The following is a 22,115-nucleotide window of genomic DNA, read 5'->3' as shown; positions in this document are numbered from 1 at the left end:
CGTCCCCGTCGTGCTGGGGCCGTCGATCAGTCGCGGGTGTCGGAGCGCTGGGCCAGAGCGGCGAGGTCGACGCCTCGTGACTCGCAGAACTCCCGCAGGCGACCGCGGAGGATGACGTCGGTCGAGCGCAGGTCGTCGCGGTGCGCTGCGCCCAGGAGCGCGAACACGGCACGGGTGCGCTCCGTCCAGTCCTCGACCAGGCTGATGAGTCGGTGCGCTCCGCCCTCGTCGCCATCGGGTCCGACGACCGACACGAACGCGCCGGCGACGCCCACCGCGTGCGCACCGGCCGCGAGCGCCTTGACGACGTCGTACGGCGACCGCACGCCGCCGGAGGCGAGGAGGGTCGGTGTCGAGGACGGTCTCGAGGACGATGCGGGGGCGGACGCATCGAGCAGGCTCGCGAGCGCGGACTGACCGAAGCCCGTGAGCATGCCGAAGCCTCCGTCGGTGCGTCGTGCGTCCTCGATCCGGAGGAAGTCGGTGCCGCCGCGGCCGCTGACGTCTGCGACGCCGACCCCGATGTCGGCCAGCCGGCCGAGCGTGCGGCGGCTGAGCCCGAAGCCCACCTCCTTGACGATGACGGGGACGGGGGAGGCGGCCGCGAGACCCTCGACGGAGGCGAGCCAGGAGGAGAGGTCGCGGGACCCCTCGGGCATCGCCGTCTCCTGCACCGCGTTGACGTGGACCTGCAGGGCATCGGCCGACAGCAGCTCGACGGCACGCGGCGCGTCGTCAGCCGGCCGTCCGACCCCCAGGTTCGCCATGACGAAGCCCGAGGGGTTCTCCTCGCGGATCACGGCGAACCCGTGTGCGGTCGACGGATCGTCGAGGGCGACGGAGACTGAGCCGCACGCCATGGGCATGCCGGTCTCTCGGGCGCTGATCGCGAGCTGGCGGTTGATGCGGGTCGTGCGCTCCGTCCCGCCGGTCATCCCGTTGACGTAGAACGGGGTGCGCCAGCGCCACCGACCCGCCGGATGCCGGGCACCGGCGCGATAGGGCACGGAGACCGACAGGTCGACGAGGTCCGCGTCCACCCCGTCGAGCGCATGGTGGACGAAGTCGAGGTCATCGAACTCGTTGTGCGCTCGGCCGTCCCCGTGCTGGTCGAGGGCGAGCGAGAGGTGCTCGTCCTTGCGCGCCGCGCGCGTGGGGTCCGTGGGGGGCGGTGCGTCAGAAGTCATCGATGTCTCCGGTGGCCGGGTGGGGTGCGAGGCTGAGCGGCAGGATGCCGTTCTCGCGCCATTCGCGGATGATCCTGTCGGCAGGACCGGCAGGACCCTCCGTGCGCGTGAGGACGACTCCGCAGTCGCCGCCGCCGGCGCCGGACGGCTTCGCCGCGCCGCCGTGCCGTTCGGCGATGTCGCAGAGGGCCCGCAGCCGGGCGGTCTCGATGAGGACGCCGGAGGAGGCGCTGAGCCGCTGAAGGACGCGCCGCGCGCGGTGGACCACGTCGAGTGCGCCCTCACCTCCGCGTGCGAAGGCCGCGGCGAGGTCGTCGACGCACGCGCGGCTGTCGCCGGCGAAGGAGTCGTACGGGATGACGGCGGGCCGCCCTTCGGCGTCGCGCACCTGTTCGACGAGCCGCTCTGTGGAGGCGGGGGAGCCGGTCCAGCCGACGAGCAGGTCGAGGTGGTTCGGATGGGGGAGCCGGCTGACGCCGCTGCCCGCCCATGCGCGGTCCGCGAAGAGCGTCTCGACCGTGCCGACCGCGGCGCGGTGCGTGCGCAGCGCGCCGCGGTCGGGTGAGGAATAGCGGATCCACCCGCCGAACGTGCTCGCGGCGAGGTCTCCGCCGGACGAGTCCGGGGAGACGTCGATCGTGGCGAGGAGCGCGAGCTTGAAGCGCTCCGTCGCGGTGAGCCCGAGCCGGTAGAACTCGTCGAGCGCGGCGATCACGGCGACTGTCACGGCGCCGGACGAGCCGAGCCCGTACTTCTGACCGCTCACGTCGTCCAGCTCGCTGCTGATGTCGAGGTCGTAGTAGCGCGGCGCGAGTCCGCGCGACGAGCGCAGCTGCTCGGTCGCCGTGATCGCCGCGAAGACGTAGTCGGTGGGATGGTGCTCCAGGATGATGCGGTCGCCGGCGTCGTCCCGCACCCATTCGAGCGGCGTGCGTCCGTAGGCACTCGACCGGACGCGGCCCCTGTCGGCCCCCTCGGTGAGCCGCACCGTGATGTACCGGTCGACGGCGACGAGCACCGCACTCCCGCCGGGTTCCACGACCGCGTACTCGCCGGCGATGTACAGCTTGCCGGGAGCGCGCTTCTCGATCACGAGTCGACTCCCCCGGAGGGGTCGATCAGCGTCGCACCCGCACCGGGGCCCACGAGGCGGGCCTCTCCGAGTTCGGCGAGGGAGTCGCGCAGGCGCTCGGCGTGCTCCGGTCGGACGAGGACGGCGACGTTGGGGCCGGCATCGGCCGTCGCGTACCCCTCGACCCCCTGGGCGCGCAGCGACGCCACGGCGTCGAACACCGCCACGGACCGGGGCGCGAGGTATCGGATGGGCGGATCGCACGCCTCGATCGCACCGTGCATCCGCAGAGCATGGGATTCGGCGATCTCACCGATGCGGGTGAAGTCGCCGGCGGCGCACGCGTCGACCATCTCCGCGAGCGACTGCTCGGTGGAGGAGATCCACGCCGGGAAGTACGGAGACGTGGCTGCGGTCCGGCGCATGGCCTCGCGGCTCGAGACGGTCTTCTGAGCGGTGTCGACGGTGACGATCACCATCTGCATGTCCGGCGCGTCGACGGGCTCCGCGAACGACGAATGGTCGTCGTGTCCCGCGTGCCACACAGCGACCTCGGGGACGATGCTGCGGGCTGCGGAGCCGGAGCCGCGCCGAGCGAGGCGGCTGAGCTCCCGGCGGTCCAGGTCGAGGCCGTAGGCCGCCGAGGCCGCCGTCGCCAAGGCTGCGAACCCGGCCGCGGAGGACGCGAGGCCGGCACCGGTGGGCGCCTCGTTCGTCGATGTGACTCGTGCGCGCGCTGCGGAGCCGGCCCGCGCGCGGATGTGGTCGAGGAAGGTGCTGACCCGACGGGCGGCCTCCCCGGTCGCCGTCGAGCCGTTGAGCTCGAACGCATCGGCCTCCGCAGACGGCATGACCTGGACCGAGGTCGTCGTGGCGAAGGCGTCCAGGGTGAGGGACAGGCTGCCGGCGACGGGGAGGATGAGGTCCTCGTCCCGCTTGCCCCAGTACTTGACGAGCGCGATGTTGGGGAACGCGCGTGCGGCTGCGATGGTCATGCTGCGGGAACCTCCACGGTCCAGGTGCTGTGAGCGCCTGCGCGGCGCAGTGCTGCGCTCAGATCGACTGCGTGAGCGGGAGAGCCGGCGATGGCGATCACGCAGCCGCCCAACCCGCCCCCGGTCAGCTTGGCGCCGGGAGAACCGGCTGCGTGCGCCGCGGCGACGAGTGCATCGAGCTCCGGTGAGCTCACTCCCACGCGACGAAGGATATCGTGCGCCTCCCCCATCCGTGCGCCCAGCGCCGACCGATCGCCGGTCTCGAGGTCTGCGACGGAGCCCTCCGCGACCTGGGCGAGCCGGGCGAGCAGCGCCTCCGTGCGGACCGGATCGCGCTCTCGCAGCGCGCGGACGACGCCGACGGCCCGTGTGGTCGACCCGGAGCTGCCGGAGTCCGCGAACGCGAGGTGCAGGGGCGCCCCGATGCGGACCGGTGCCGATTCGCCGCGGGTGAACCTGATGGGGACGGGCGAGGTCACCGTGCGTGCGTCGATGCCGCTCGGGCTGCCGTGTGCGGCGCGCTCGGACGTCTGGATGAGCTCGAAGAGCGTGTCGGCGTCCAGGTCCGCTGATGCGGAGTCGTAGATCGCACGGATGAGTGCGGCGGCGACGGCGGCGCTCGAACCCAGCCCTCTCTCGTGGGGGATCTTGCTGTCGATCCGCACGAGCGCGTCGGGGCCCTGCGGGTCCGGCGCGCCGAGGCGTGAACACGCCTCCGCGATCGCGGCGCTGACGGGGGCGAGGCGTGCGGGGGCGTCTGCGAGCGGTCCCGTGTAGAGCGCACTCTCGATCCGCAGACCTCCGGAGGACGGCGCGATGTCGACACGCGCGGTCAGTTCGTCGACGGGGATCGCGATCGCGGGCGCACCGTAGACCACGGCGTGCTCGCCCAGGAGGATCGCCTTCCCGTGGGCGCTTCCGGCGCCGGGGCGAACGGCTGCGGATGCGCTGCCGGCATCGTGGTGCGTCGTTCCCATCCCGCCATCCTAGAAGGGGAGGCGCGCAACCACAGAGGCGCCGGGCCCTTCGGGATGAAGGTGCCCGGCGCCTCGGCGTCGGTGTGCGGGGTGCCCGGAGGGCGGTGGTCAGGACCTCAGCTGGCGGCCTGGTCGTGGGACAGCTGCTCTGCGGAGGACTGCGGATCGGCGAGTGCCGCCCGGCCCTGCGTGGCGCTGCGCAGGTTCTCTCCCGACTTCTCGAACTCATCGACGACGCGCTGGTTCGCCGCCTCCAGCTCGGAGACGAAGGCGGTGTGGGCCTGGACGTGCTCGTCATCGGCGGATTCGAACGCCGCCTCGTACTGGGCGGCGAGGTGACGGTAGAAATCCGCCATGAGCTGCGCGGACTTGTCCGTGTGGTAGATCGAGATCCGGCGGCGGTCTGCGGAATCACGCTCGCGGACGAGAAGGCCGGCACGGACGAGGCGCTCGAGGATCGAGGTGAGGGTCGACGCGGACAGCGACAGCCCGCGGGCGATGTAGCCCGGCGTCGCCGTCTCCTGGTCGTCGCCCAGTGCGATCACGGACTGCACGACGTGGAAGTCGATCAGATTGAGGCCGTGTGTGTGCGCGAACTGCGCCGCAGCGGTCCGGGAGACCATCGTCTGCACCTGGTTCGCGTGGATGAGCTCCACGATGGACAGGCGGGGTGAGGGGGCGTTCGCGGCAGGCTGCTCGGGGAACAGCTGAGTCCGGAGGTGTTCAGGAAGCATGGACCCGAGTCTAGTTCACAACGATTGTGTTGCGATTGGGGCATCTCGTGCGAGATTCCGGTGAAAACAGTCCGAATCCGTGGAAGATGATCCCTTGAAACAACGGCCCACCATCGATGTCGTCGGCGAATGCCGCACGCGCGCGCAGGTGTGTATATGAGGTCGTCCTCGGACTCATAGAGAGTGAGAAACCAGTGAAGCGAAAGCATCTTGCATCGGCCACGGCGCTGATGGCGGCGGGCGCACTCGCGCTGAGCGCGTGCGGAGAGGCGCCGGAGGAATCGGGCGGCGGCGGCGAAGGCGGCGAAGGCACCGACTACCTGGGCTGCATCGTCTCCGATGCGGGCGGGTGGGACGACAAGTCCTTCAACCAGTCCGCTGCGGAGGGCCTCGAAATGGCAGTCGAGGAGCTGGGGATCGACGAGGCTCGTGCGGAATCGCAGAGCGACTCGGACTTCTCGCCCAACGTCGACAGCATGGTCGGCCAGGGATGCAACATGACGATGGGGGTCGGCTTCCTCCTCGAGGACTCGATCCAGCAGGCCGCTGAGGCCAACCCGGACCTGCACTTCGGCCTCATCGACTCGACGTTCTCCGATGCGGACGGCGAGTCGACCGAGCTGGAGAACGGCAAGCCGATCATCTTCAACACGGCGGAGGCCTCGTTCCTCGCCGGCTATCTCGCGGCGGGCATGTCGGAGACCGGTACGGTCGCGACGTTCGGGGGCATCCAGATCCCTTCGGTCACGATCTTCATGGACGGCTTCGCCGACGGCGTCGACGAGTACAACGCGGACAACGACGAAGACGTCTCGCTGCTCGGGTGGGACAAGGAATCGCAGGAGGGATCGTTCTCCGGCGACTTCGACAACCAGAGCCAGGGCCAGGCGCTCACGGAGCAGTTCATCTCCCAGGACGCGGACATCATCATGCCGGTCGCGGGCCCCGTCGGCCTCGGTGCGGCATCGGCCGCGCAGGACGAAGAGGGCACCAAGATCATCTGGGTGGACTCGGACGGCTATGAGTCGACCGACTACGGCGACATCATCCTCACGTCGGTCATGAAGGAGATCTCCAACGCCGTCAAGGACACGATCGCGGAGGACGTGAACGGGAACTTCTCCGCAGAGCCGTACGTCGGCACGCTGGAGAACGAGGGCGTCGGCCTGGCTCCCTACCACGACTTCGAGGGAGAGGTCCCGGAGGAGCTCGACTCGAAGGTCCAGGAGCTGCGCGAGCAGATCATCTCCGGTGAACTGACGGTCGAGAGCCCCAGCTCGCCCTGACCTCACCAGGGGCCGTGAACGGGTCCCGGCGGTGCGCCGTCCTCCGTCCCAGCCTTCGGATAGGCTGTGGCCGCGGGTGACGACGACTGCCGGGGCCCGTCAACATCCTCCGCCCCGTGTTCCCACTCCAGGAGAATCCGCACGTGAAGCTCGAACTCAGAGGAATCACCAAGCGATTCGGCTCGTTCACCGCCAACGACTCGATCGACCTCGTCGTCGAACCCGGTGAGATCCATGCGCTGCTGGGGGAGAACGGGGCGGGCAAGTCCACTCTCATGAATACCCTCTACGGCCTCTATGCGCCGGAGGAGGGGGAGATCCTCATCGACGACCGTCCGGTGGCTTTCAGCGGTCCCGGCGACGCGGTGGCCGCCGGCATCGGCATGGTCCACCAGCACTTCATGCTGGTGCCCGTCTTCACGGTCGCGGAATCCGTGGCCCTGGGCTATGAGCCGACGACGAAGGGCGCCCTCCTGGACCTCGGAGAGGCCCGCCGGAAGGTCACGGAGATCTCCGCACGCTTCGGCTTCAACATCAACCCCGACGCGGTCATCGAGGACCTGCCGGTGGGTGCGCAGCAGCGCGTGGAGATCATCAAGGCCCTGTCCAGGGACGCGAAGATCCTCATCCTCGACGAGCCCACCGCCGTGCTCACCCCGCAGGAGACGGACGAGCTGATCGAGATCATGCGCCAGCTCAAGGCCGGCGGCACGTCGATCGTCTTCATCACGCACAAGCTGCGCGAGGTCCGCGCCATCGCAGACGGAATCACCGTCATCCGCCGCGGCAGGGTCGTGGGGGAGGCATCGCCGGAATCCGACGAATCGGAGCTCGCGGGGCTCATGGTCGGCCGTGACGTCCACCTCACGACGGACAAGACGCACCCGGATCCCGGTGAGGCCACGTTCTCCGTCCGCGGGCTCACCGTCGTCGACAAATCGGAGTCCGTCGTCGTCGACGACGTGAGCATCGACGTGCGCCGCGGTGAGATCCTCGCGATCGCGGGCGTCGACGGCAACGGCCAGTCCGAGCTCGCAGAGGCGGTCATGGGCCTCGTCGAACCGCGCAGCGGCACGATCTCCCTGGACGGGGAGGACCTGGCGGGCAGGTCCGTGAAGGAGCGTCTGCGCAAGGGCATCGGCTTCGTGCCGGAGGACCGGTCGACCGATGGGGTCATCGGCTCGTTCACGATCAGCGAGAACATGATCCTCGACCTCTACGACCAGGCCCCGTACGCCTCCGGCATGTCGATGCAGCCGGCCGTGGTGCGGTCGGAGGGGGAGAAGAAGGTCGGCGAGTTCGACATCCGCCTCACATCGATCGACGACCCCATCTCCACACTGTCCGGGGGCAACCAGCAGAAGGTCGTCCTGTCCCGCGAGCTGGGCCGTCCGCTGCGTCTGCTCGTCGCCAGCCAGCCCACCCGCGGTCTGGACGTCGGATCGATCGAGTTCGTCCACAAGCGCATCATCGCCGAGCGCGACTCCGGCACACCCTGCGTCATCGTCTCCACGGAGCTCGACGAGGTGTTCAACATCGCCGACCGCATCGCCGTGATGTACCGCGGGCAGGTCGTCGGCATCGTTCCGGCCGGCACGCCTCGCGATGTCCTGGGCCTCATGATGGCCGGGGTGCCGGAGGACGAAGCGCTGGCCCGCGTCGAGGACGGCTCCGCCGCAACGGAGATCTCAGCGTCCGAGGAGGACCCGGCATGAGTGAGAAGACCGCGACCGGGCAGCCGGTGCCCGCTGCTCCGGACAAGGCTGCCGCGCCCGAGCCCCCCGCGCCGACCCTGCTCCGGGACATCCTCTCCGGATCGTGGATGGTCTCCGTGCTGTCGATCTTCGTGGGCCTGCTCGCCGGTGCCGTGCTCATCGCCGCGGCGGACACGAACGTGCAGTCCACGCTGGGGTACTTCTTCTCCCGGCCCACCGACCTCCTCGTGAGCGTGTGGCAGACGGTGAGCGAGGCCTATCTCGCACTGTTCCGCGGTGCGGTCTTCGACTGGGAGGCCCAGTCGTTCGTGCGTGCGGTGCGTCCCTTCACGGAGTCGCTCGTCGCCTCGACCCCGCTCATCCTCGCCGGACTGGGCATCGCGCTGGGCTTCCGCTCCGGGCTCTTCAACATCGGTGGTCAGGGACAGGTCATCCTCGGCGCGATCTTCGCCGGCTTCATCGGCTATTGGCTCACCCTGCCGCTGGGCCTCCACATGCTCCTCGCGATCGCCGCGGGCATCGTCGGCGGTGCGATCTGGGGCGGCATCGCCGGTGCGCTCAAGGCCCGTACGGGCGCCAACGAGGTGATCGTCACGATCATGCTCAACTCGATCGCCGGCTACCTCATCGCGTACCTGCTCAAGCAGGAGTGGTTCCGCCAGACCGGCTCCGCGAACCCGCAGTCGCGCGTCGTCGACGAATCGGCGGCGCTCTTCCCGCTCCTCCCGGAGCCCTTCCGGCTGAACGCGGGCTTCCTCGTCGCCGTCGTCGCCACCGTGCTCGTGTGGTGGCTGCTCGAGCGGTCGACTCTGGGCTTCGAGTTCCGCGCCGTGGGCGAGAATCCGCACGCAGCGCGCACAGCAGGCATCTCCGTGGGACGTGTCACCCTCGTCGCCATGATGGTCGCAGGGGCTCTCGCGGGCCTCGCGGGTGCGGCACAGGTGCTGGGCACGGAGCAGAAGCTCACGATGGGCATCGGCGGATCCCTGGGCTTCGACGCGATCACCGTCGCGCTGCTGGGCCGGTCCCGACCGGTCGGCACATTCCTCGCCGGCCTGCTGTTCGGCGCGTTCAAGGCCGGCGGGTACACCATGCAGGCGCAGACGGGCACGCCGATCGACATCATCCTCGTCGTCCAGTCCGTCATCGTCCTCCTCATCGCGGCACCGCCCCTGGTCCGCGCGATCTTCAGACTGCCAGCACCGGTTGGGAAGGGAGCCCGATGAGCACCTCGACCGAGACCCACGTCCTGTCGACGCCGGGCGGACAGCCCGCACTGCGCTCGCGGATCGACTGGAAGTTCCCCATCGTCTACGGAGCGCTCGCGCTCCTGACCCTGCTGCTCTTCGGACTCTTCGGCGGTGCGGCGGGCAAGAGCACGACCTTCTCCTTCTCCGCGGGCACCGACCTGTTCGAGATCCGGCCGCTCACCGTATCGTCGATGGCGACCTCCGTCGCCGTCGGCATCGTGCTCGTCGCCATGGCTGCGGTCGCGACGTGGCTCGCCACGAAGCGGGAGAAGATCGGGATGTGGTTCCCGGTCCTCTTCGGCATCCTCTTCCTCTCCGCCTTCCTCACGTGGGCGGGTGCGGACACCGGACGCATCCCGGTCACACCGCTGCTGGCCGGCGCCCTGGCGCTGTCCGTGCCGCTCATCTTCGGTGCGATGTGCGGGCTCGTCGGCGAGCGCTCCGGCGTCATCAACATCGCCATCGAGGGGCAGCTGCTGGCGGGCGCGTTCCTCGCCGCCGTCGTCGCCTCCGCCGTGAAGAACCCCTATGCGGGACTCATCGCAGCCCCCTTCGCCGGTGCGCTCGTCGCCGTCGTCCTGTCCTTCTTCGCGATCCGCTACTGGGTCGACCAGATCATCATCGGCGTCGTGCTGAACGTGCTCGTCGTCGGGCTCACGAACTTCCTCTTCTCCACGGTGCTCACGCAGAACCCGGAGATGTGGAACGCCCGTCAGCAGCTGCCGATCATCCCGATCCCGCTGCTGGCCGACCTGCCCGTCCTGGGGCCGGTCCTGTTCCGCCAGTCGATCCTGGTCTACCTGATGTACGTCGTCGTCGCCGTGCTCTACGTGGCGCTCTTCCACTCGAAGTGGGGCCTGCGCACACGCGCGATCGGCGAGCACCCCAAGGCAGCCGACACGGTCGGCATCCCCGTGAACCGCAGCCGTGTCATCAACGTGCTCATCGCAGGCGGCATCGCCGGACTGGGCGGCGCATTCTTCACAGTGGGCTCCGGTCTCGCCTTCGGCAAGGAGATGTCCGCAGGGCAGGGCTTCATCGCGCTGGCCGCGATGATCCTCGGCAAATGGAATCCGCTGGGCGCGGTCTTCGCCGCACTCCTCTTCGGCTTCGCACGGAACCTCGGCAACACACTCTCGACGATGGGCACCCCGGTCCCCAGTGATCTGCTGCTCATGCTCCCGTACATCGTGACGATCTTCGCGGTCGCAGGCTTCGTCGGCCGCGTGCGCCCACCGGCCGCGAACGGCAAGGCCTATGCCAAGCAGTGACGTTCCGGGCACGGAGGCCGCAGCGCCCGGCCACGACGTGACGTGGGACGATCTGCGCGCCCAGGCGCGGGCCGCCATGGCGCACGCCTACGTGCCGTACTCGCGCTACCCGGTGGGGGCGGCGGCCCTCGTGGACGACGGACGCGTCGTCACCGGATGCAATGTGGAGAACGCGTCGTACGGTCTGGGGCTGTGCGCGGAGTGCGGCCTCGTGTCGGAGCTCGCGCGCACCGGCGGCGGCCGGCTGCTGGCCTTCGCCTGCGTGGACGGGCGGGGAGAGCGGCTCGTGCCGTGCGGACGGTGCAGACAGCTGCTCTACGAGTTCGGAGGACCGGACCTCCTGCTCGCCATGCCGGGAGGGGTCCAGCCCATGTCGGTGGTCCTGCCAGAGGCGTTCGGCCCCGACCACCTGCGATAACCACCCGATCACAACTGTTCCCGCATCCTGGTGGGACGACTGCTCAAGGCTTAGGCTGACGGGCACAGCTCCGACGGAAGGACAGTCATGGTCGAGCGTTTCGATGCAGTGGACATCATCAGGATCAAGCGTGACGGCGGCACGCTGAGCCCCGATCAGATCGACTGGGTGCTGGACGCCTATACGCACGGCGGCGTGGGCGACGAGCAGATGGCGGCCCTCGCGATGGCGATCCGGATCCGCGGGATGGGCCCTCGGGAGACGCGGCAGTGGACCCGTGCGATGATCGCCTCCGGCGAGCGCATGGACTTCGGGACGCTGTCGAAGCCCACCGCGGACAAGCACTCCACCGGCGGCGTGGGCGACAAGATCACGCTGCCGCTCGCACCGCTCGTCGCGGTCTTCGGGGTCGCCGTCCCGCAGCTGTCGGGACGCGGACTCGGACACACGGGCGGCACCCTCGACAAGCTCGAGTCGATCCCCGGCTGGCGGGCGGACCTCACGAACGAGGAGATCCGCACGCAGCTCGAAGAACCGGGCGCGGTCATCTGCGCGGCGGGCACCGACCTGGCCCGGGCGGACAAGAAGCTCTACGCGCTGCGCGACATCACGGCCACCGTCGATTCGATCCCGCTCATCGCCTCGTCGATCATGGCGAAGAAGATCGCGGAGGGCACCGGGACGCTGGTGCTCGACGTCAAGGTGGGGTCCGGTGCGTTCATGAAGCGGCTCGCCGACGCGCAGGAACTCGCGCGCACGATGGTCGAGCTCGGCACCGCCGCGGGTGTGCGCACGTCCGCGCTCATCACCGACATGTCCGCGCCTCTGGGCCGCACCGTCGGCAATGCCCTGGAGGTGCGCGAATCGCTCGAGGTGCTCGCCGGCGGCGGGCCCCCTGATGTCGTGGAGCTGACCGTCGAGCTCGCACGGGAGATGGTGTTCCGCGCAGGGCAGGGCGAGCCCGACGTCGCCGCCGCGCTCCACGACGGGCGTGCGCTGGACATGTGGAGGCGGATGATCTCCGCGCAGGGCGGCGACCCCGACGCGCCTCTGCCGACCGCGCGGGAGCGCCAGTACGTGCGGGCGACGAAGTCCGGCGTCATCACGGAGATGGACGCACTGCGCGTGGGCTATGCCTCGTGGCGACTGGGCGCGGGCCGTGCCTACAAGGGCGACACGATCCAGGCGGGCGCGGGCATCGAGATCCACAAGACGGTGGGCGAGGCGATCGTCGACGGGGAGCCCCTCTTCACACTCCATACGGACGACCCGGAGCGGTTCGAGCGCGCTGTCGACGTGCTCGACGGCGCGACGATCATCGACGGGAACGCTGCGCGGAGTCGCGGCTCCGTGATCCTCGATCGTGTGAGCTGATCCGCGTGCGATGATGACTCGCACGCACCCCCGTTCCGTCCGCCCCCGTCGCACACTGAATCGCTCCCGAGGAGACACGATGACCCACGCCGCCACCGCAGCGGATCTCGCCGCACGCATCGACCACACCCTGCTCAAGCCGGAGTCCTCGTCCTCGGCCTTCGCGGGGCTCGTCGCCGATGCCCGGGAGCTGGGAGTGCTCGCCGTGTGCGTGTCACCGTCCGCACTGCCGCTCGCGGACACAGGCGGACTCGTCGTCGCCACGGTGTGCGGGTTCCCCTCCGGCGCCGTGCAGAGCAGCGTCAAGGCCGCCGAGGCCGCGCGCGCTGTGGCCGACGGTGCCCGGGAGGTCGACATGGTCGTGAACCTGGGCCTCGTCAAGGACGGTGCGTGGGACCTGTTCGAGGCGGACGTCCGCGGGGTCGTGGGTGCAGTCGCCGCTGCGGCCCGTGAGCAGGGGCTGCCCGAGGCGGACGGTCCCGAAGCCGCGGCGGACGGTGCCGCGATCGTCAAGGTCATCCTCGAGTCCGCCGCGCTCACGGACGACGAGGTCGTCGAGGCCTGCCGCAGGTCCGAGGCCGCGGGTGCGCACTACGTGAAGACGTCGACGGGCTTCCACCCGTCGGGCGGCGCGAGCGCCCACGCCGTCGCCCTCATGCGCGAGACGGTCGGGGACCGGCTGGGCGTCAAGGCCTCCGGAGGGATCCGGACGCTCGAAGCGGCGCAGCAGATGCTCGAAGCAGGTGCGTCCCGCCTGGGCCTCTCCGGTTCGAAGGCCATACTCGACCAGCTGGCGGGCTGAAGGCCCGCGCGGGTCGACCGGTGCAGATCCACCGGAGCGGGTTCACCGGAGCAGATTCACCCCGAGAGCGGCGAGCACGCCGAAGCCGATGCCCCAGAGTGTGATCCCCACGATCTGCCAGACGATGACCGCGTTCCTGCTGGCACCGAAGCCCACCATCATCGCGGACGTGATCTGACTCGGCAGGACCCACTGCCCCAGCAGGCTCACACCGGGGACGCCGAACCGGTCGAAGGCGCGCTTGACCTTCTCCTGCTTGCGGGACCGCGTCTCTGTGCGCTCGAGATCGGCCGCGGCGGTCTCGCCCTTCGCCGCGCGGACGGCGACGGCCTTCTGCCGTCCCGCGTCCGCCAGGACGACGAGGACGAACATGCACACGGCGTTGCCGACGATCGCCGCGAGGATCGCGATGGGTACGGGGACCCCGACCAGCACGCCGATCGCGGATCCCAGGTACGACTCGACGAACGGGATCGCGCCGATGAGCATGACTCCGAGCCATTGCAGCGCTGCGGGCAGTGAAGAGGTGAAGTCGACGAGCTGGTCCACGGGGTCTCCCAGGGGTGGAAAGCGGATCTTTCATGTCAAGCGTGCTTTACCATGCGACCGTGTGTCAAGTATGCTTTCCATATGGACAGTCGGATCCGCGAGCTGAGGGCGGAGCGGGGCCTCTCGCAGCAGGCGCTCGCCGCAGAGGTCGGAGTGTCGCGGCAGACGATCAACTCTCTGGAGAAGGGGCGCTACGACCCCTCGCTGAAGCTGGCGGTGCATCTGGCACGCTTCTTCGGGGAGACGGTGGAGGAGGTCTTCGATGTCGACGAATGAGCGATCGGGTGCGCGCGGTCGAGCGCTGAGGCGATTCCGCGTGTCACCGATCAACGCCGTCTTCACCCTGCTGTTCCTCGCGGGCAGTGTGCTCTTCTTCCTCTACGACACATGGCTGACCGGCACGGTCTTCCTCGTCGCCGCCGTGTGCCAGTACGCGTTCGCCGTGTTCACCCGCCGTGGACGCTCCGGGTCTGATCTGTGGCGCATGAGCGTGTTCGAGCCCAGCGATGAGCGCGACCGCGCCGTCTTGAGGACCGCGTCCGCCTTCGTCGCGTATGTCGCGGCGACCGGCAGCATGGTGGCCTTCGTCGCAGCGCTGCTGTTCTTCCGCTCCGAGACAGTGCTCGTCACCTACCTCGCACTCCAGGCGATGGCCATCAATCTCCTGTGGGGCGTCAGCATCTGGGTCGTGGCCCGCCGCAGCTGAGGGCCGACTGCGGCGGAGCAGCAGGCGATCGCGGGCGCCTGCCGAGCTCGGGCCTCAGAGCCGGAAGAAGGAGCGCAGGTCCGCGGCCATCATCGTGAGGCGAGCGCCTGCGACGTCCCAGGCCGGACCCACGAGGGCATGAGGATCTGCCCGTGCCGGTTCCTTCGCGGCGAGTGCGGGGTCCACGTGCTCGACGTCCTCGACCGCTTCGAGGTAGCACTTGAGCTTGGGCTCTGTCCCCGACGGCCGCACGATCGCCCGATCGCCCGCCTGCGTGAGGACGACGATCCCGTCCGTGGGGGCAAGGTCGCCGTATCCCAGGGTCATGTCGATGACCTCCGTGACGGGCGACCCGCCCAGCTGGGTGGGAGGGTTCGCGCGCAGCGTCGCCACGGCCCCGGCGATGAGGGCGGTGTCCTCGAGGCGGAACGTGAGCGGCTGGGTGCGGAACACGCCGTCGGTCGCCCGGATGCGGGCGAGCTCGTCCGGGATCGTCCGGCCGGCGGCGCGCAGACGTGACGTGTATGCGGCGAAGAGCAGTGCGGCGCTGATCCCGTCCTTGTCCCGGACCGTGTCCGGATCCACGCAGTAGCCCAGAGCCTCCTCGTACCCGTACACGATGCCGGGTACGCGGGAGATCCATTTGAAGCCGGTGAGCGTCGGGGTGTGCGCGATGCCGTGCCGTGCCGCCAGCGCGGCGAGCGCGCGCGACGAGACGACGGAGCTTGCGAACACAGGGTGGAGGGCGGGCTGCGCGGCCGGGTCCTCGAGCGGCGCCGCGGCCTCGGCGAGTCTGAGGGCGATCGCCTCACCCAGGAGGAGGCCGACCTCGTCGCCGGACAGCTGGTACCAGCCCGACCCGTCGGGGGAGGGGACAGCGGCGGACAGGCGGTCCGCGTCCGGATCGTTCGCGAGGATGAGATGCGCGTCCACGTGGTCCGCCAGTGCGGTCGCCTCCTCGAGGGCACCGTCCTCCTCCGGGTTGGGGAAGGCCACTGTCGGGAAGTCCGGGTCGGGGTCGCGCTGCGACTCCACGGGGCGGACGTCGGCGAATCCGGCCTTTCCGAGAGCGCGAGCCAGGGTCGTCGCGCCGACTCCGTGCAGCGCCGTCGTGACGATGCGCAGCGCACCGCGCGGGACAGCCTCCGCGCCGAGGCGCGTGAGCGAGTCGAGGTAGGCGGTCTCGACCTCGGACCCCAGCGACGTCCAGCCTGAGTCCGCACGTGGGACCGAGGCGACGGCGTCGACGGCGGCGATGCGAGAGGCGATGAGCTCGTCTGCGGGCGGCACGATCTGAGCACCGGTGCCATGGGCGGCCTGCTCCGGCCCGTCCAGGGCGATGAGGGGACGGGTCCCCAGATAGACCTTGTAGCCGTTGTCGCGGGGCGGGTTGTGGGAAGCGGTCACCATGACACCCGCGTCCGCGCCGAGGTGCTGGACGGCGAACGCGAGGACGGGAGTCGGCAGCTTCGCCGGCAGGAGCAGGGCGCGGCCGCCCGCAGCGGTGACGACCGCGGCGGTGTCACGGGCGAAATCGGCGGACCCGTAGCGGGCGTCGCAGCCGATGACGACGGTGAACGGCTGCGAGATCGCGGGTCCGGAGTCCTGCATGTGGTCAGCGAGGAACGCGGACAGGCCGGCCGCCGCGCGGATCACGACGGCCCGGTTCATCCGGTGAGGGCCGGCGGCGATCTCGCCGCGCAGGCCCGCCGTGCCGAACTCCAGCGGACCGGAGAACCGGTCTGTGAGGTCCGCGAGCGCCTCTGCGGAGGCGGGCCCGGCCTCGGCCGTCGCGGCCTCGAGCAGTTCGCTGAGCTCGGCGCGGGTGACGGGATCCGGATCGTCCGCGATCCAGGCCCGGACGACGTCCGCATCGAACCCGGATGTGAAGCCGCTGGCAACAGGCACCCTCTCAGCCCTCCGAGATGCGCGAGACGATGCGAGCGAGCAGCTGCGAGATCCGCGGTCCTGCCTCCTGGCCCGCCTCGATGACCTCCTCGTGGCTGAGCGGGGTCTCCTGGATGCCCGCAGCGAGGTTCGTCACGAGCGACAGCCCCATGATCTCCAGTCCTGCCGCACGGGCCGCGATCGCCTCGAGTGCCGTCGACATGCCCACGAGGTCGCCCCCCAGTGTCTTCGCCATGCGCACTTCTGCAGGGGTCTCGTACTGGGGTCCCGAGAACTGGACGTAGACGCCCTCCTGCAGGCTCGGGTCGATCTCCCGGGCGACGCCGCGCAGGCGCGACGAGTAGAGGTCCGTGAGGTCGACGAAGTCCGCGCCGGTGAGAGGCGTGGCGCCGGTGAGGTTGATGTGGTCCTCGAGGAGGACGACGGAGCCCGCCGAGTACGCGGAATTGAGCCCGCCGCAGCCGTTGGTGAGGACGAGCGTCGAACAGCCGGCAGCGGCAGCGACGCGCACCCCGTGAGCGGTGGCGGTGGCATCGCGGCCCTCGTAGAAGTGCCGGCGGGCGCCCAGCACCAGGGCGTGCGTGCCGTTCTCCAGGCGGATGGTCCGCAGCCGGCCGCCGTGGCCGGGCACGGCGGGGGCGTGGAAGCCGGGAACGTCCTCGGCGGCGGTGTCTGCGATGGTCTCGCCGAGCAGGTCGGCGGCACCGCCCCATCCGGAGCCCAGGACGAGGGCGATGTCGTGGCGTTCGATCCCCGCCGCCTCGCCGAGTACCTGGGCGGCCTGCTGTGCGGTGATCATCGCCGCGTCGGTGTCATGTGCGCTCATATTCCCGAAGGGTACCGGGCGGGGGCCGGCGGGTCATGCCCATCGCGCCGGCGGACCGGTTGGCGTGCCTCGATAGGATCGACGCAGTCCCGGCCCGTCCATCCCCGCTCAGGAGGCCCCCATGGCGCCCAGCACACCCGAGAAGCCCAGCACGACCGGCTCCGTCGCCATCCGTCCGTGGCGAGACGGTGATGACCGTGCGCTCGCCCAGGTCCTCCCGGACCCGGGCAGCCCCGCCCAGCTCGCCGCACGTGCTCTGCTGCGGGAACCGGGGGAGTCTCCCCTCACCCGCACTGTCGTCGCCGTGATCGACTCCGTCGTCGTGGGTGCGGCCGCGATCGCCGCGTCGCCGGCTCATCCCGGTCGCGCCTGGGTGCACGTGGAGGTGGCGCCGGAGGAGCGACGCCGCGGTGTCGGTCGTGCTCTGCTCGAGGCTGCGGTCGCCGAGGCCGCGGGCACTGCCCTCGACGGGCTGGGCCTGCGGACGCGGATCCTCGCGGACGACCCCGTGGCCGGTGCGTTCGCACGCGCGCAGGGCTTCGCGGATCTGTTCACGACGCGGATCGTCCTCATCGATGCCGGCGCGCTGGGTTCTGCGGGGCTCGAGCGGGCGGAGGACCTCCAGGTCATCGATACCGGTTCCGTCGCCCTGACACAGGCGTTCGCGGGCTGGTACGAGCGCGTCAACGCGCTGGATCCCGCAGCTCCGATGAGCATCGGCCAGGTGAACACGCGCTTCCTGTCCGAGGCCGCGGGCGCGCACGGCGCCGCACTGTGGCGTCCGGACGCGGAGGATGCCGGAGCAGACATCAACAAGCGGCCTGTCACGGCCTTCGCGGTGTCGTATGCGCAGAAGCGCGCTGAGGACGCAGAGGTGCAGGCGGCGGAAGCATCCGTCGTCCCCGAGGACGACGACCGCGTCTTCGCGGTCAGCGGCGGTGAGGATGCGACGGAGCTGACCATCGGCAGCGTGGACGGTGGGATGCAGGACCTGCGATCGCTCGTGGCGCGTCTGTCGGTCGACACCCCGGTGGTGGTCGAGGTGACGGACGTGATGGAGACGGAGTCCGCTCTTCTCGAGGAGCTGCTGGCGTCAGGCAGCGCGCGGATCCTCACGGCGTACACGACGCTGGTGCGCGACCCTCAGGGGTGAGAGGGCGGATCGGTGTGGCGGTTCCGGCTGCGAGCCACCAGTGAGCGTCTGCGCGGTGAGGTATCGGGGCGAGGGCGCCGTGCCCTGCCAGGCGCAGAGAGTCCGCCGACCAGGAGCCCAGGAGCAGGGTGGGTCCGGCTGCGTCCGCACCGGACACGCGTGACGCGGGTGGGGGACCGGAGACGAGGCACACCGGCCTGCGCAGCGACGCAGCAGCATCCGCGGCTGCCCGCTGAGCGGGGTCACCGGGGTCGACGACGACGGTCGTGCCGTACTCACGCAGGTGGTCGACGAACGCGGTGAGGCCAGCGGATTCCTCTGCAGCGGGGATGAGAACGGTGAGCACGTGACCGTCCGCCGCAGGGGTCCACAGGACCTCGGCTCCGGCCGGATCACAGCCGATGGGCACGGCGTGGGCCGGCCGGTCCGACGCGGAGGGCCCCGGCTCCGCCGGCGTGAAGTCCGACCACAGGAGGTGGGGACGTGCCGATTCCGCAGCCGGGGACCGGTCGGATCGGGCCGTATCCTCCGTGATCTGCAGGTCTGCTCCTTCGTGGCTGTCGGTGACGGCGGCCTCGCCGAGGATGACGGCTCGCCCGGGCGGCCACTCCCCGGAGAAGCGAGAGGCGCTCAGCCCGAAGAACACGGCGTCCTGTTCGGAGGCGGGAGGGAAGACGATCCGTGTCTGCGCGGTCTGCGAGAGCCGCTGGGCGAGAGCCCGCCGCTGACCCGACACGACGAACGTCATGCCCGCGCTTCCGGTGAGCAGGCGTTCGAGCGCATCGAGGCGCGGCGAGGTCTGATGTGCGGCGGCGAACTCATCCCAGTCGTCGACGGCCCACACGACGGCCCGGCGCATCCGCTCGCACTCGGCGATGAGGTGATCGATCAACCAGGCCTCCGCATGCCCCAGGCGGAGGATCCCGTCAGCGTCGACGTGCGGCGCCTCCGCCCGGGGACTGAGGTGGATGACCGGCAGCCCGGCTGCGTGGAACGCGCGGGCGCAGGCCTCGACGGCGGTCGACCAGCCGCGGCCTCGGCCGCCGGAGACCGTGAGGGAGCCGGATGCGGCGGAGAAGCCGACACGTGCCACGCGGTTCTCGTCCGGCAGGTCGACGAGGCCGACGGCCGTGGTGCCTGCCGGCGGAAGGTGATCGGGCAGTCCGGGGGCGATGACATCGTGCCGCGGTCCCGGAGGCCCGTCCGCGACGACGGGCGGCGACGGCGGGCGGAGCGGAAGCGGGAGGACGACCTCGGCGGCGTCGGTCAGAGACGTCACGGTCACGTGCGGCGCGGTGGCCGCGGCGGATTCCGGACCGTCGGGAAGCGCGGAGCGGAATGCGCGGACCCCGCTGTCGTCGGACACGAGCGCGGACCCGGGCAGGTGAGGGTCGAGCCATGCGGCGTCGGGGATTCCCAGGACCTCGTGTGAGTCTGCTTCGTCCCGGACCCGCAGGCAGATGCGAAGCGAGATGTTCGCCCGCATCCGTGCCGAGACCACGCCGGACGGCCGCTGAGTCGCCAGCACGAGGTGGACGCCCAACGACCGCCCCACCGCTGTGAGGTGCTCGAACTTCGCGACGATGTGCGGGCTGAGTGAGGTGAGCACGTGGAACTCATCGATGACGACGACCAGACGCGGCAGTCTGCGGACCTCCGGGTCGAGCAGGGCGCGTTCGAGCAGGTCGTCGATGTCGCGGCACCCCGTGCGCGCCAGATGCCGCTCGCGGCGCCCGATCTCTGCGGTGATGCTGCGGACGGCCCGCAGTGCGGCGGGTTCGTCGAGATCGGTGACCAGGCAGTCGGTGTGCGGACGGCGGAGGAATCTGCTGAGACTGGCGCCGCCCTTGAAATCGAGCAGGACGAGGCGGACGTCATCGGGTGCGTGGGTGCGGCAGAGCGCATCGAGCCACGCCTCGAGGAGGACCGATTTGCCGCTGCCGGTGGTGCCCGCGACGAGTGCGTGGGGGCCGGAGGTGCGCAGGTCGAGCAGAGCGAGCAGATCTGCAGGGCGGACGCGGGCGTCCGCGTCCTGCGGTGCGTCGGTGGTGCCGCGGCCGCGTCTGCGGCCGGGCGTGCCCCGTGGTGCCTCCGGCATCGGCGCAGGAGGCCCCAGCGGAACCGACAGCGGTCCTGCCCCGGGCCGTCCTGCCGCGACCCAGTGCGCGAGGACGTCGCCCACGGAGGTGGACGAGTCCGCGGGCTGGTGGAGTGGGCCGAGCGCGCGCACATCCGCTGCGAGGCCCCTCGCGTCCAGCAGTCGCAGGAAGGTCGATCGATGCAGGCGGTGGGCGTCGAATGCTCCACTGAGCGGTGAGCCGACGACTGGGGAGCTCTGCGAGCCGAGGCGCGCGGGACCGATCCGGTGAGACGGCGCTCCGTGGGCTGGGTCTGAGCCCGGCCGGGCAAGGGCATCGAGCCGTGCAGGAGTCCCGCAGAGGATCTCGACGGGCGGTGCCTCGTCGGCCTCGGGCCCGCTCACCTCGTAGGAGACCTCGGCAAGAGTCGTCGTGGATGACGCCTGCAGTGCGCTGTGCGAGACGCGGCACGAACCCACCGGGTCGACGAGGCCTGCGAATTCGGGGAACGCGTCGTCAGCGGCGCATCCGCCGCCTGCGGCGAGATGGGCGGCGACGAGAGACCGCACGATCGCGTGTGCTCGCTCGGACCGTCCCGTGACGCGGACCCGCGCACTGCGTGAGATGAGGAGCGGCGCGTCCTCGAGGATGAGGAGCGCGATGTCGCCGTCCAGCCGGTGGGGCGGTAGACGACGCCGCGCGCGAGCGCGCTCGTCCGGGGCGCGCGGGAGCTGCACACCTACGGTGCTGAGGCAGCGACCGGTACCGAGCACGAGCAGCTCGTCGCGCTGGGGCACAGCCGCTCCGCTGTTCGGTCCGCCGTAGGCGATCCCGTCCAGACGGCGGGAGAACTCACGGCTCTGCGCGTCGAGGTCTGTGAGGGTGCGCTTCACCGCCCGTCTGTGCCGCCGTCGGCACTGGACCGTCTCGCGTGCGAAGCGGCGGCGCTCGACGCGCAGAGTGACGGCGGCCGTCGCAGGCCCCGCGAGGCTGAGGAGGAGGAACCACCACGTGCCGATGACCAGGGCGAGGATGATTCCGATGCCGATCGGTGCGGCGTAGACGATCCAGGAGGACGACCTGACCGGCGTGACATCATCGGGCTCCGGCCACACGAGGGGTTCGGAGGAGGGGGAGGTTCCCCGGTCGGCCTCGTGGCGGATCGTCGTCTGGTCGGTGCTGTCCACCAGGGTGAGGGTCGTCGAGCCGACGATGCAGCGAGGCGGGTCCTCCGGCGGATCGCTGAGCGATGCGGAGCGGAGCCGTGCTCCGCCCACGGTGATGCCGGCGGGGCCGTTCGCGACGGTGAGGGGGCGGCGCGAGAGATACGGGTCCGCGAGATCGACGTCCAGCCCCGCGCCGCGACCCAGCGTCCATTCGCCGCGCGGTACGGCGATCGCGAATCCGGATTCCGGACCGGACCGGACGATGACCCGTGCGTGGCCCCCCGGAGTGGGCCGTGTGGGGGTGAGCAGCGCGAGTCCCGCGGCATCGACGGTGATCGGATGGGACCCGGCCCAGGTCGCCCACGGGAGGGGATCGACAGCAGACGACGTCGATGGGGCGGTGCGGTCCCCGCGGACCGCGCGCAGCACGCGGTCCGCAGGCGCCCACCCGGGTGCTGCGATGCGGTGGCTGGCCGACCGGAGCCCGGAGACGGAGTGGAGGATCGCGGAGTACACGGCATCCATGATCGGCAGGAGCGTGCTGGAGGGGAATGCGATCGGTGCACCTGTGGATGCGGACAGCGGGTTCCACAGACGAGGGTGCGGGTGGCCGGCGCATCTCGGTGGTGACCTGTGACGCGTGCAGAA

General features: G+C 70.6%; 19 protein-coding genes. 10 read left to right on the top strand and 9 right to left on the bottom strand.

The features are described 5' to 3' along the window. Positions 1-26 precede the first annotated feature (26 nt). The 5 genes from fni to BJEO58_RS09190 form a co-directional block, all read right to left on the bottom strand. Positions 27-1,187, bottom strand: coding sequence for a type 2 isopentenyl-diphosphate Delta-isomerase (fni, locus tag BJEO58_RS09210; protein ID WP_101589182.1), 1,161 nt, complete (start codon positions 1,185-1,187; stop codon positions 27-29). After that, the gene (locus BJEO58_RS09205) at positions 1,177-2,280 is read right to left on the bottom strand and encodes a phosphomevalonate kinase (RefSeq protein ID WP_101589181.1); all 1,104 of its coding nucleotides are present in this window, start codon (positions 2,278-2,280) and stop codon (positions 1,177-1,179) included. Before BJEO58_RS09205 ends, fni begins: the two co-directional genes overlap by 11 nt. Beyond that, entirely contained in the window at positions 2,277-3,254 is a 978-nt protein-coding gene (mvaD, locus tag BJEO58_RS09200) for a diphosphomevalonate decarboxylase (RefSeq protein ID WP_101589180.1), read from the bottom strand. The genes BJEO58_RS09205 and mvaD overlap by 4 nt, the downstream gene beginning before the upstream one ends. After that, on the bottom strand, positions 3,251-4,231 hold the full coding sequence (gene mvk / locus BJEO58_RS09195) for a mevalonate kinase (RefSeq protein WP_101589179.1): 981 nt from the start codon (positions 4,229-4,231) through the stop codon (positions 3,251-3,253). Before mvk ends, mvaD begins: the two co-directional genes overlap by 4 nt. A gap of 116 nt (positions 4,232-4,347) precedes the next feature. After that, complete coding sequence (locus BJEO58_RS09190; RefSeq protein WP_101589178.1) at positions 4,348-4,965, bottom strand: MarR family winged helix-turn-helix transcriptional regulator; 618 nt, start codon at positions 4,963-4,965, stop codon at positions 4,348-4,350. A 194-nt stretch (positions 4,966-5,159) separates the two neighbouring features. On the opposite strand from BJEO58_RS09190, the gene BJEO58_RS09185 reads away from it, so the two are divergent. The 7 genes from BJEO58_RS09185 to deoC all read left to right on the top strand — a co-directional run bounded on the left by BJEO58_RS09185 (position 5,160) and on the right by deoC (position 13,081). Beyond that, the gene (locus tag BJEO58_RS09185) at positions 5,160-6,251 is read left to right on the top strand and encodes a BMP family lipoprotein (RefSeq protein WP_246076151.1); all 1,092 of its coding nucleotides are present in this window, start codon (positions 5,160-5,162) and stop codon (positions 6,249-6,251) included. A gap of 143 nt (positions 6,252-6,394) precedes the next feature. Beyond that, positions 6,395-7,966 (top strand): ABC transporter ATP-binding protein, encoded by a 1,572-nt coding sequence (locus BJEO58_RS09180; protein ID WP_101589176.1) that lies wholly within the window; start codon positions 6,395-6,397, stop codon positions 7,964-7,966. Continuing rightward, positions 7,963-9,192: an ABC transporter permease gene (locus tag BJEO58_RS09175; RefSeq protein WP_101589175.1), complete on the top strand. Its 1,230-nt coding sequence runs from the start codon at positions 7,963-7,965 to the stop codon at positions 9,190-9,192. Before BJEO58_RS09180 ends, BJEO58_RS09175 begins: the two co-directional genes overlap by 4 nt. Next, positions 9,189-10,487, top strand: a complete 1,299-nt coding sequence (locus tag BJEO58_RS09170; RefSeq protein WP_101589174.1) for an ABC transporter permease — start codon at positions 9,189-9,191, stop codon at positions 10,485-10,487. The genes BJEO58_RS09175 and BJEO58_RS09170 overlap by 4 nt, the downstream gene beginning before the upstream one ends. Then, complete coding sequence (locus BJEO58_RS09165) at positions 10,474-10,905, top strand: cytidine deaminase (protein ID WP_101589173.1); 432 nt, start codon at positions 10,474-10,476, stop codon at positions 10,903-10,905. Before BJEO58_RS09170 ends, BJEO58_RS09165 begins: the two co-directional genes overlap by 14 nt. A gap of 87 nt (positions 10,906-10,992) precedes the next feature. Continuing rightward, the gene (locus tag BJEO58_RS09160) at positions 10,993-12,279 is read left to right on the top strand and encodes a thymidine phosphorylase (RefSeq protein ID WP_101589172.1); all 1,287 of its coding nucleotides are present in this window, start codon (positions 10,993-10,995) and stop codon (positions 12,277-12,279) included. Positions 12,280-12,358: 79 nt separating this feature from the next. Then, on the top strand, positions 12,359-13,081 hold the full coding sequence (deoC, locus tag BJEO58_RS09155) for a 2-deoxyribose-5-phosphate aldolase (RefSeq protein WP_101589171.1): 723 nt from the start codon (positions 12,359-12,361) through the stop codon (positions 13,079-13,081). Positions 13,082-13,123: 42 nt separating this feature from the next. On the opposite strand, the gene BJEO58_RS09150 is transcribed toward deoC, so the two are convergent. Continuing rightward, a complete protein-coding gene (locus BJEO58_RS09150; protein WP_101589170.1) occupies positions 13,124-13,630 on the bottom strand; it encodes a hypothetical protein in 507 nt (168 codons plus the stop codon). A gap of 81 nt (positions 13,631-13,711) precedes the next feature. Between BJEO58_RS09150 and BJEO58_RS09145 the strand changes: the two genes are divergently transcribed. Together BJEO58_RS09145 and BJEO58_RS09140 are read left to right on the top strand one after the other, a co-directional pair. Next, complete coding sequence (locus BJEO58_RS09145) at positions 13,712-13,906, top strand: helix-turn-helix transcriptional regulator (RefSeq protein WP_101589169.1); 195 nt, start codon at positions 13,712-13,714, stop codon at positions 13,904-13,906. Next, entirely contained in the window at positions 13,893-14,336 is a 444-nt protein-coding gene (locus BJEO58_RS09140; protein ID WP_101589168.1) for a hypothetical protein, read from the top strand. Before BJEO58_RS09145 ends, BJEO58_RS09140 begins: the two co-directional genes overlap by 14 nt. Before the next feature lie 54 nt (positions 14,337-14,390). Here BJEO58_RS09140 and BJEO58_RS09135 read toward each other — a convergent pair whose 3' ends face one another. Together BJEO58_RS09135 and BJEO58_RS09130 are read right to left on the bottom strand one after the other, a co-directional pair. Further along, positions 14,391-16,244, bottom strand: a complete 1,854-nt coding sequence (locus BJEO58_RS09135; protein WP_101589167.1) for a phospho-sugar mutase — start codon at positions 16,242-16,244, stop codon at positions 14,391-14,393. A 4-nt stretch (positions 16,245-16,248) separates the two neighbouring features. Then, complete coding sequence (locus BJEO58_RS09130) at positions 16,249-17,070, bottom strand: purine-nucleoside phosphorylase (RefSeq protein WP_101589166.1); 822 nt, start codon at positions 17,068-17,070, stop codon at positions 16,249-16,251. A 121-nt stretch (positions 17,071-17,191) separates the two neighbouring features. On the opposite strand from BJEO58_RS09130, the gene BJEO58_RS09125 reads away from it, so the two are divergent. Next, positions 17,192-18,223, top strand: a complete 1,032-nt coding sequence (locus BJEO58_RS09125; protein WP_101589165.1) for a GNAT family N-acetyltransferase — start codon at positions 17,192-17,194, stop codon at positions 18,221-18,223. On the opposite strand, the gene BJEO58_RS09120 is transcribed toward BJEO58_RS09125, so the two are convergent. Next, entirely contained in the window at positions 18,183-21,992 is a 3,810-nt protein-coding gene (locus tag BJEO58_RS09120) for an FHA domain-containing protein (protein WP_101589164.1), read from the bottom strand. The two genes, BJEO58_RS09125 and BJEO58_RS09120, sit on opposite strands and share 41 nt — an antisense overlap. Between the last annotated feature and the right edge of the window lie 123 nt (positions 21,993-22,115).

Origin of the sequence: Brevibacterium jeotgali (genome assembly GCF_900169175.1) — a bacterium.
In the GTDB taxonomy this organism is placed as follows: Bacteria; Actinomycetota; Actinomycetes; order Actinomycetales; family Brevibacteriaceae; genus Brevibacterium; species Brevibacterium jeotgali.
Note: the sequence above shows the minus strand (reverse complement) of the source record. Positions and strands in the feature narration are given on the sequence as shown.

What these genes read in the sequence shown, in the direction of transcription:
- BJEO58_RS09175 (WP_101589175.1), top strand. Translation starts at nt 7,963, where the DNA reads ATGAGTGAGAAGACCGCGACCGGGCAGCCGGTGCCCGCTGCTCCGGAC.
- deoC (WP_101589171.1), top strand. Translation starts at nt 12,359, where the DNA reads ATGACCCACGCCGCCACCGCAGCGGATCTCGCCGCACGCATCGACCAC.
- BJEO58_RS09160 (WP_101589172.1), top strand. Translation starts at nt 10,993, where the DNA reads ATGGTCGAGCGTTTCGATGCAGTGGACATCATCAGGATCAAGCGTGAC.
- BJEO58_RS09170 (WP_101589174.1), top strand. Translation starts at nt 9,189, where the DNA reads ATGAGCACCTCGACCGAGACCCACGTCCTGTCGACGCCGGGCGGACAG.
- fni (WP_101589182.1), bottom strand. Translation starts at nt 1,187, where the DNA reads ATGACTTCTGACGCACCGCCCCCCACGGACCCCACGCGCGCGGCGCGC.
- BJEO58_RS09145 (WP_101589169.1), top strand. Translation starts at nt 13,712, where the DNA reads ATGGACAGTCGGATCCGCGAGCTGAGGGCGGAGCGGGGCCTCTCGCAG.
- BJEO58_RS09130 (WP_101589166.1), bottom strand. Translation starts at nt 17,070, where the DNA reads ATGAGCGCACATGACACCGACGCGGCGATGATCACCGCACAGCAGGCC.
- mvk (WP_101589179.1), bottom strand. Translation starts at nt 4,231, where the DNA reads ATGGGAACGACGCACCACGATGCCGGCAGCGCATCCGCAGCCGTTCGC.
- BJEO58_RS09140 (WP_101589168.1), top strand. Translation starts at nt 13,893, where the DNA reads ATGTCGACGAATGAGCGATCGGGTGCGCGCGGTCGAGCGCTGAGGCGA.
- BJEO58_RS09165 (WP_101589173.1), top strand. Translation starts at nt 10,474, where the DNA reads ATGCCAAGCAGTGACGTTCCGGGCACGGAGGCCGCAGCGCCCGGCCAC.
- mvaD (WP_101589180.1), bottom strand. Translation starts at nt 3,254, where the DNA reads ATGACCATCGCAGCCGCACGCGCGTTCCCCAACATCGCGCTCGTCAAG.
- BJEO58_RS09125 (WP_101589165.1), top strand. Translation starts at nt 17,192, where the DNA reads ATGGCGCCCAGCACACCCGAGAAGCCCAGCACGACCGGCTCCGTCGCC.
- BJEO58_RS09190 (WP_101589178.1), bottom strand. Translation starts at nt 4,965, where the DNA reads ATGCTTCCTGAACACCTCCGGACTCAGCTGTTCCCCGAGCAGCCTGCC.
- BJEO58_RS09120 (WP_101589164.1), bottom strand. Translation starts at nt 21,992, where the DNA reads ATGGATGCCGTGTACTCCGCGATCCTCCACTCCGTCTCCGGGCTCCGG.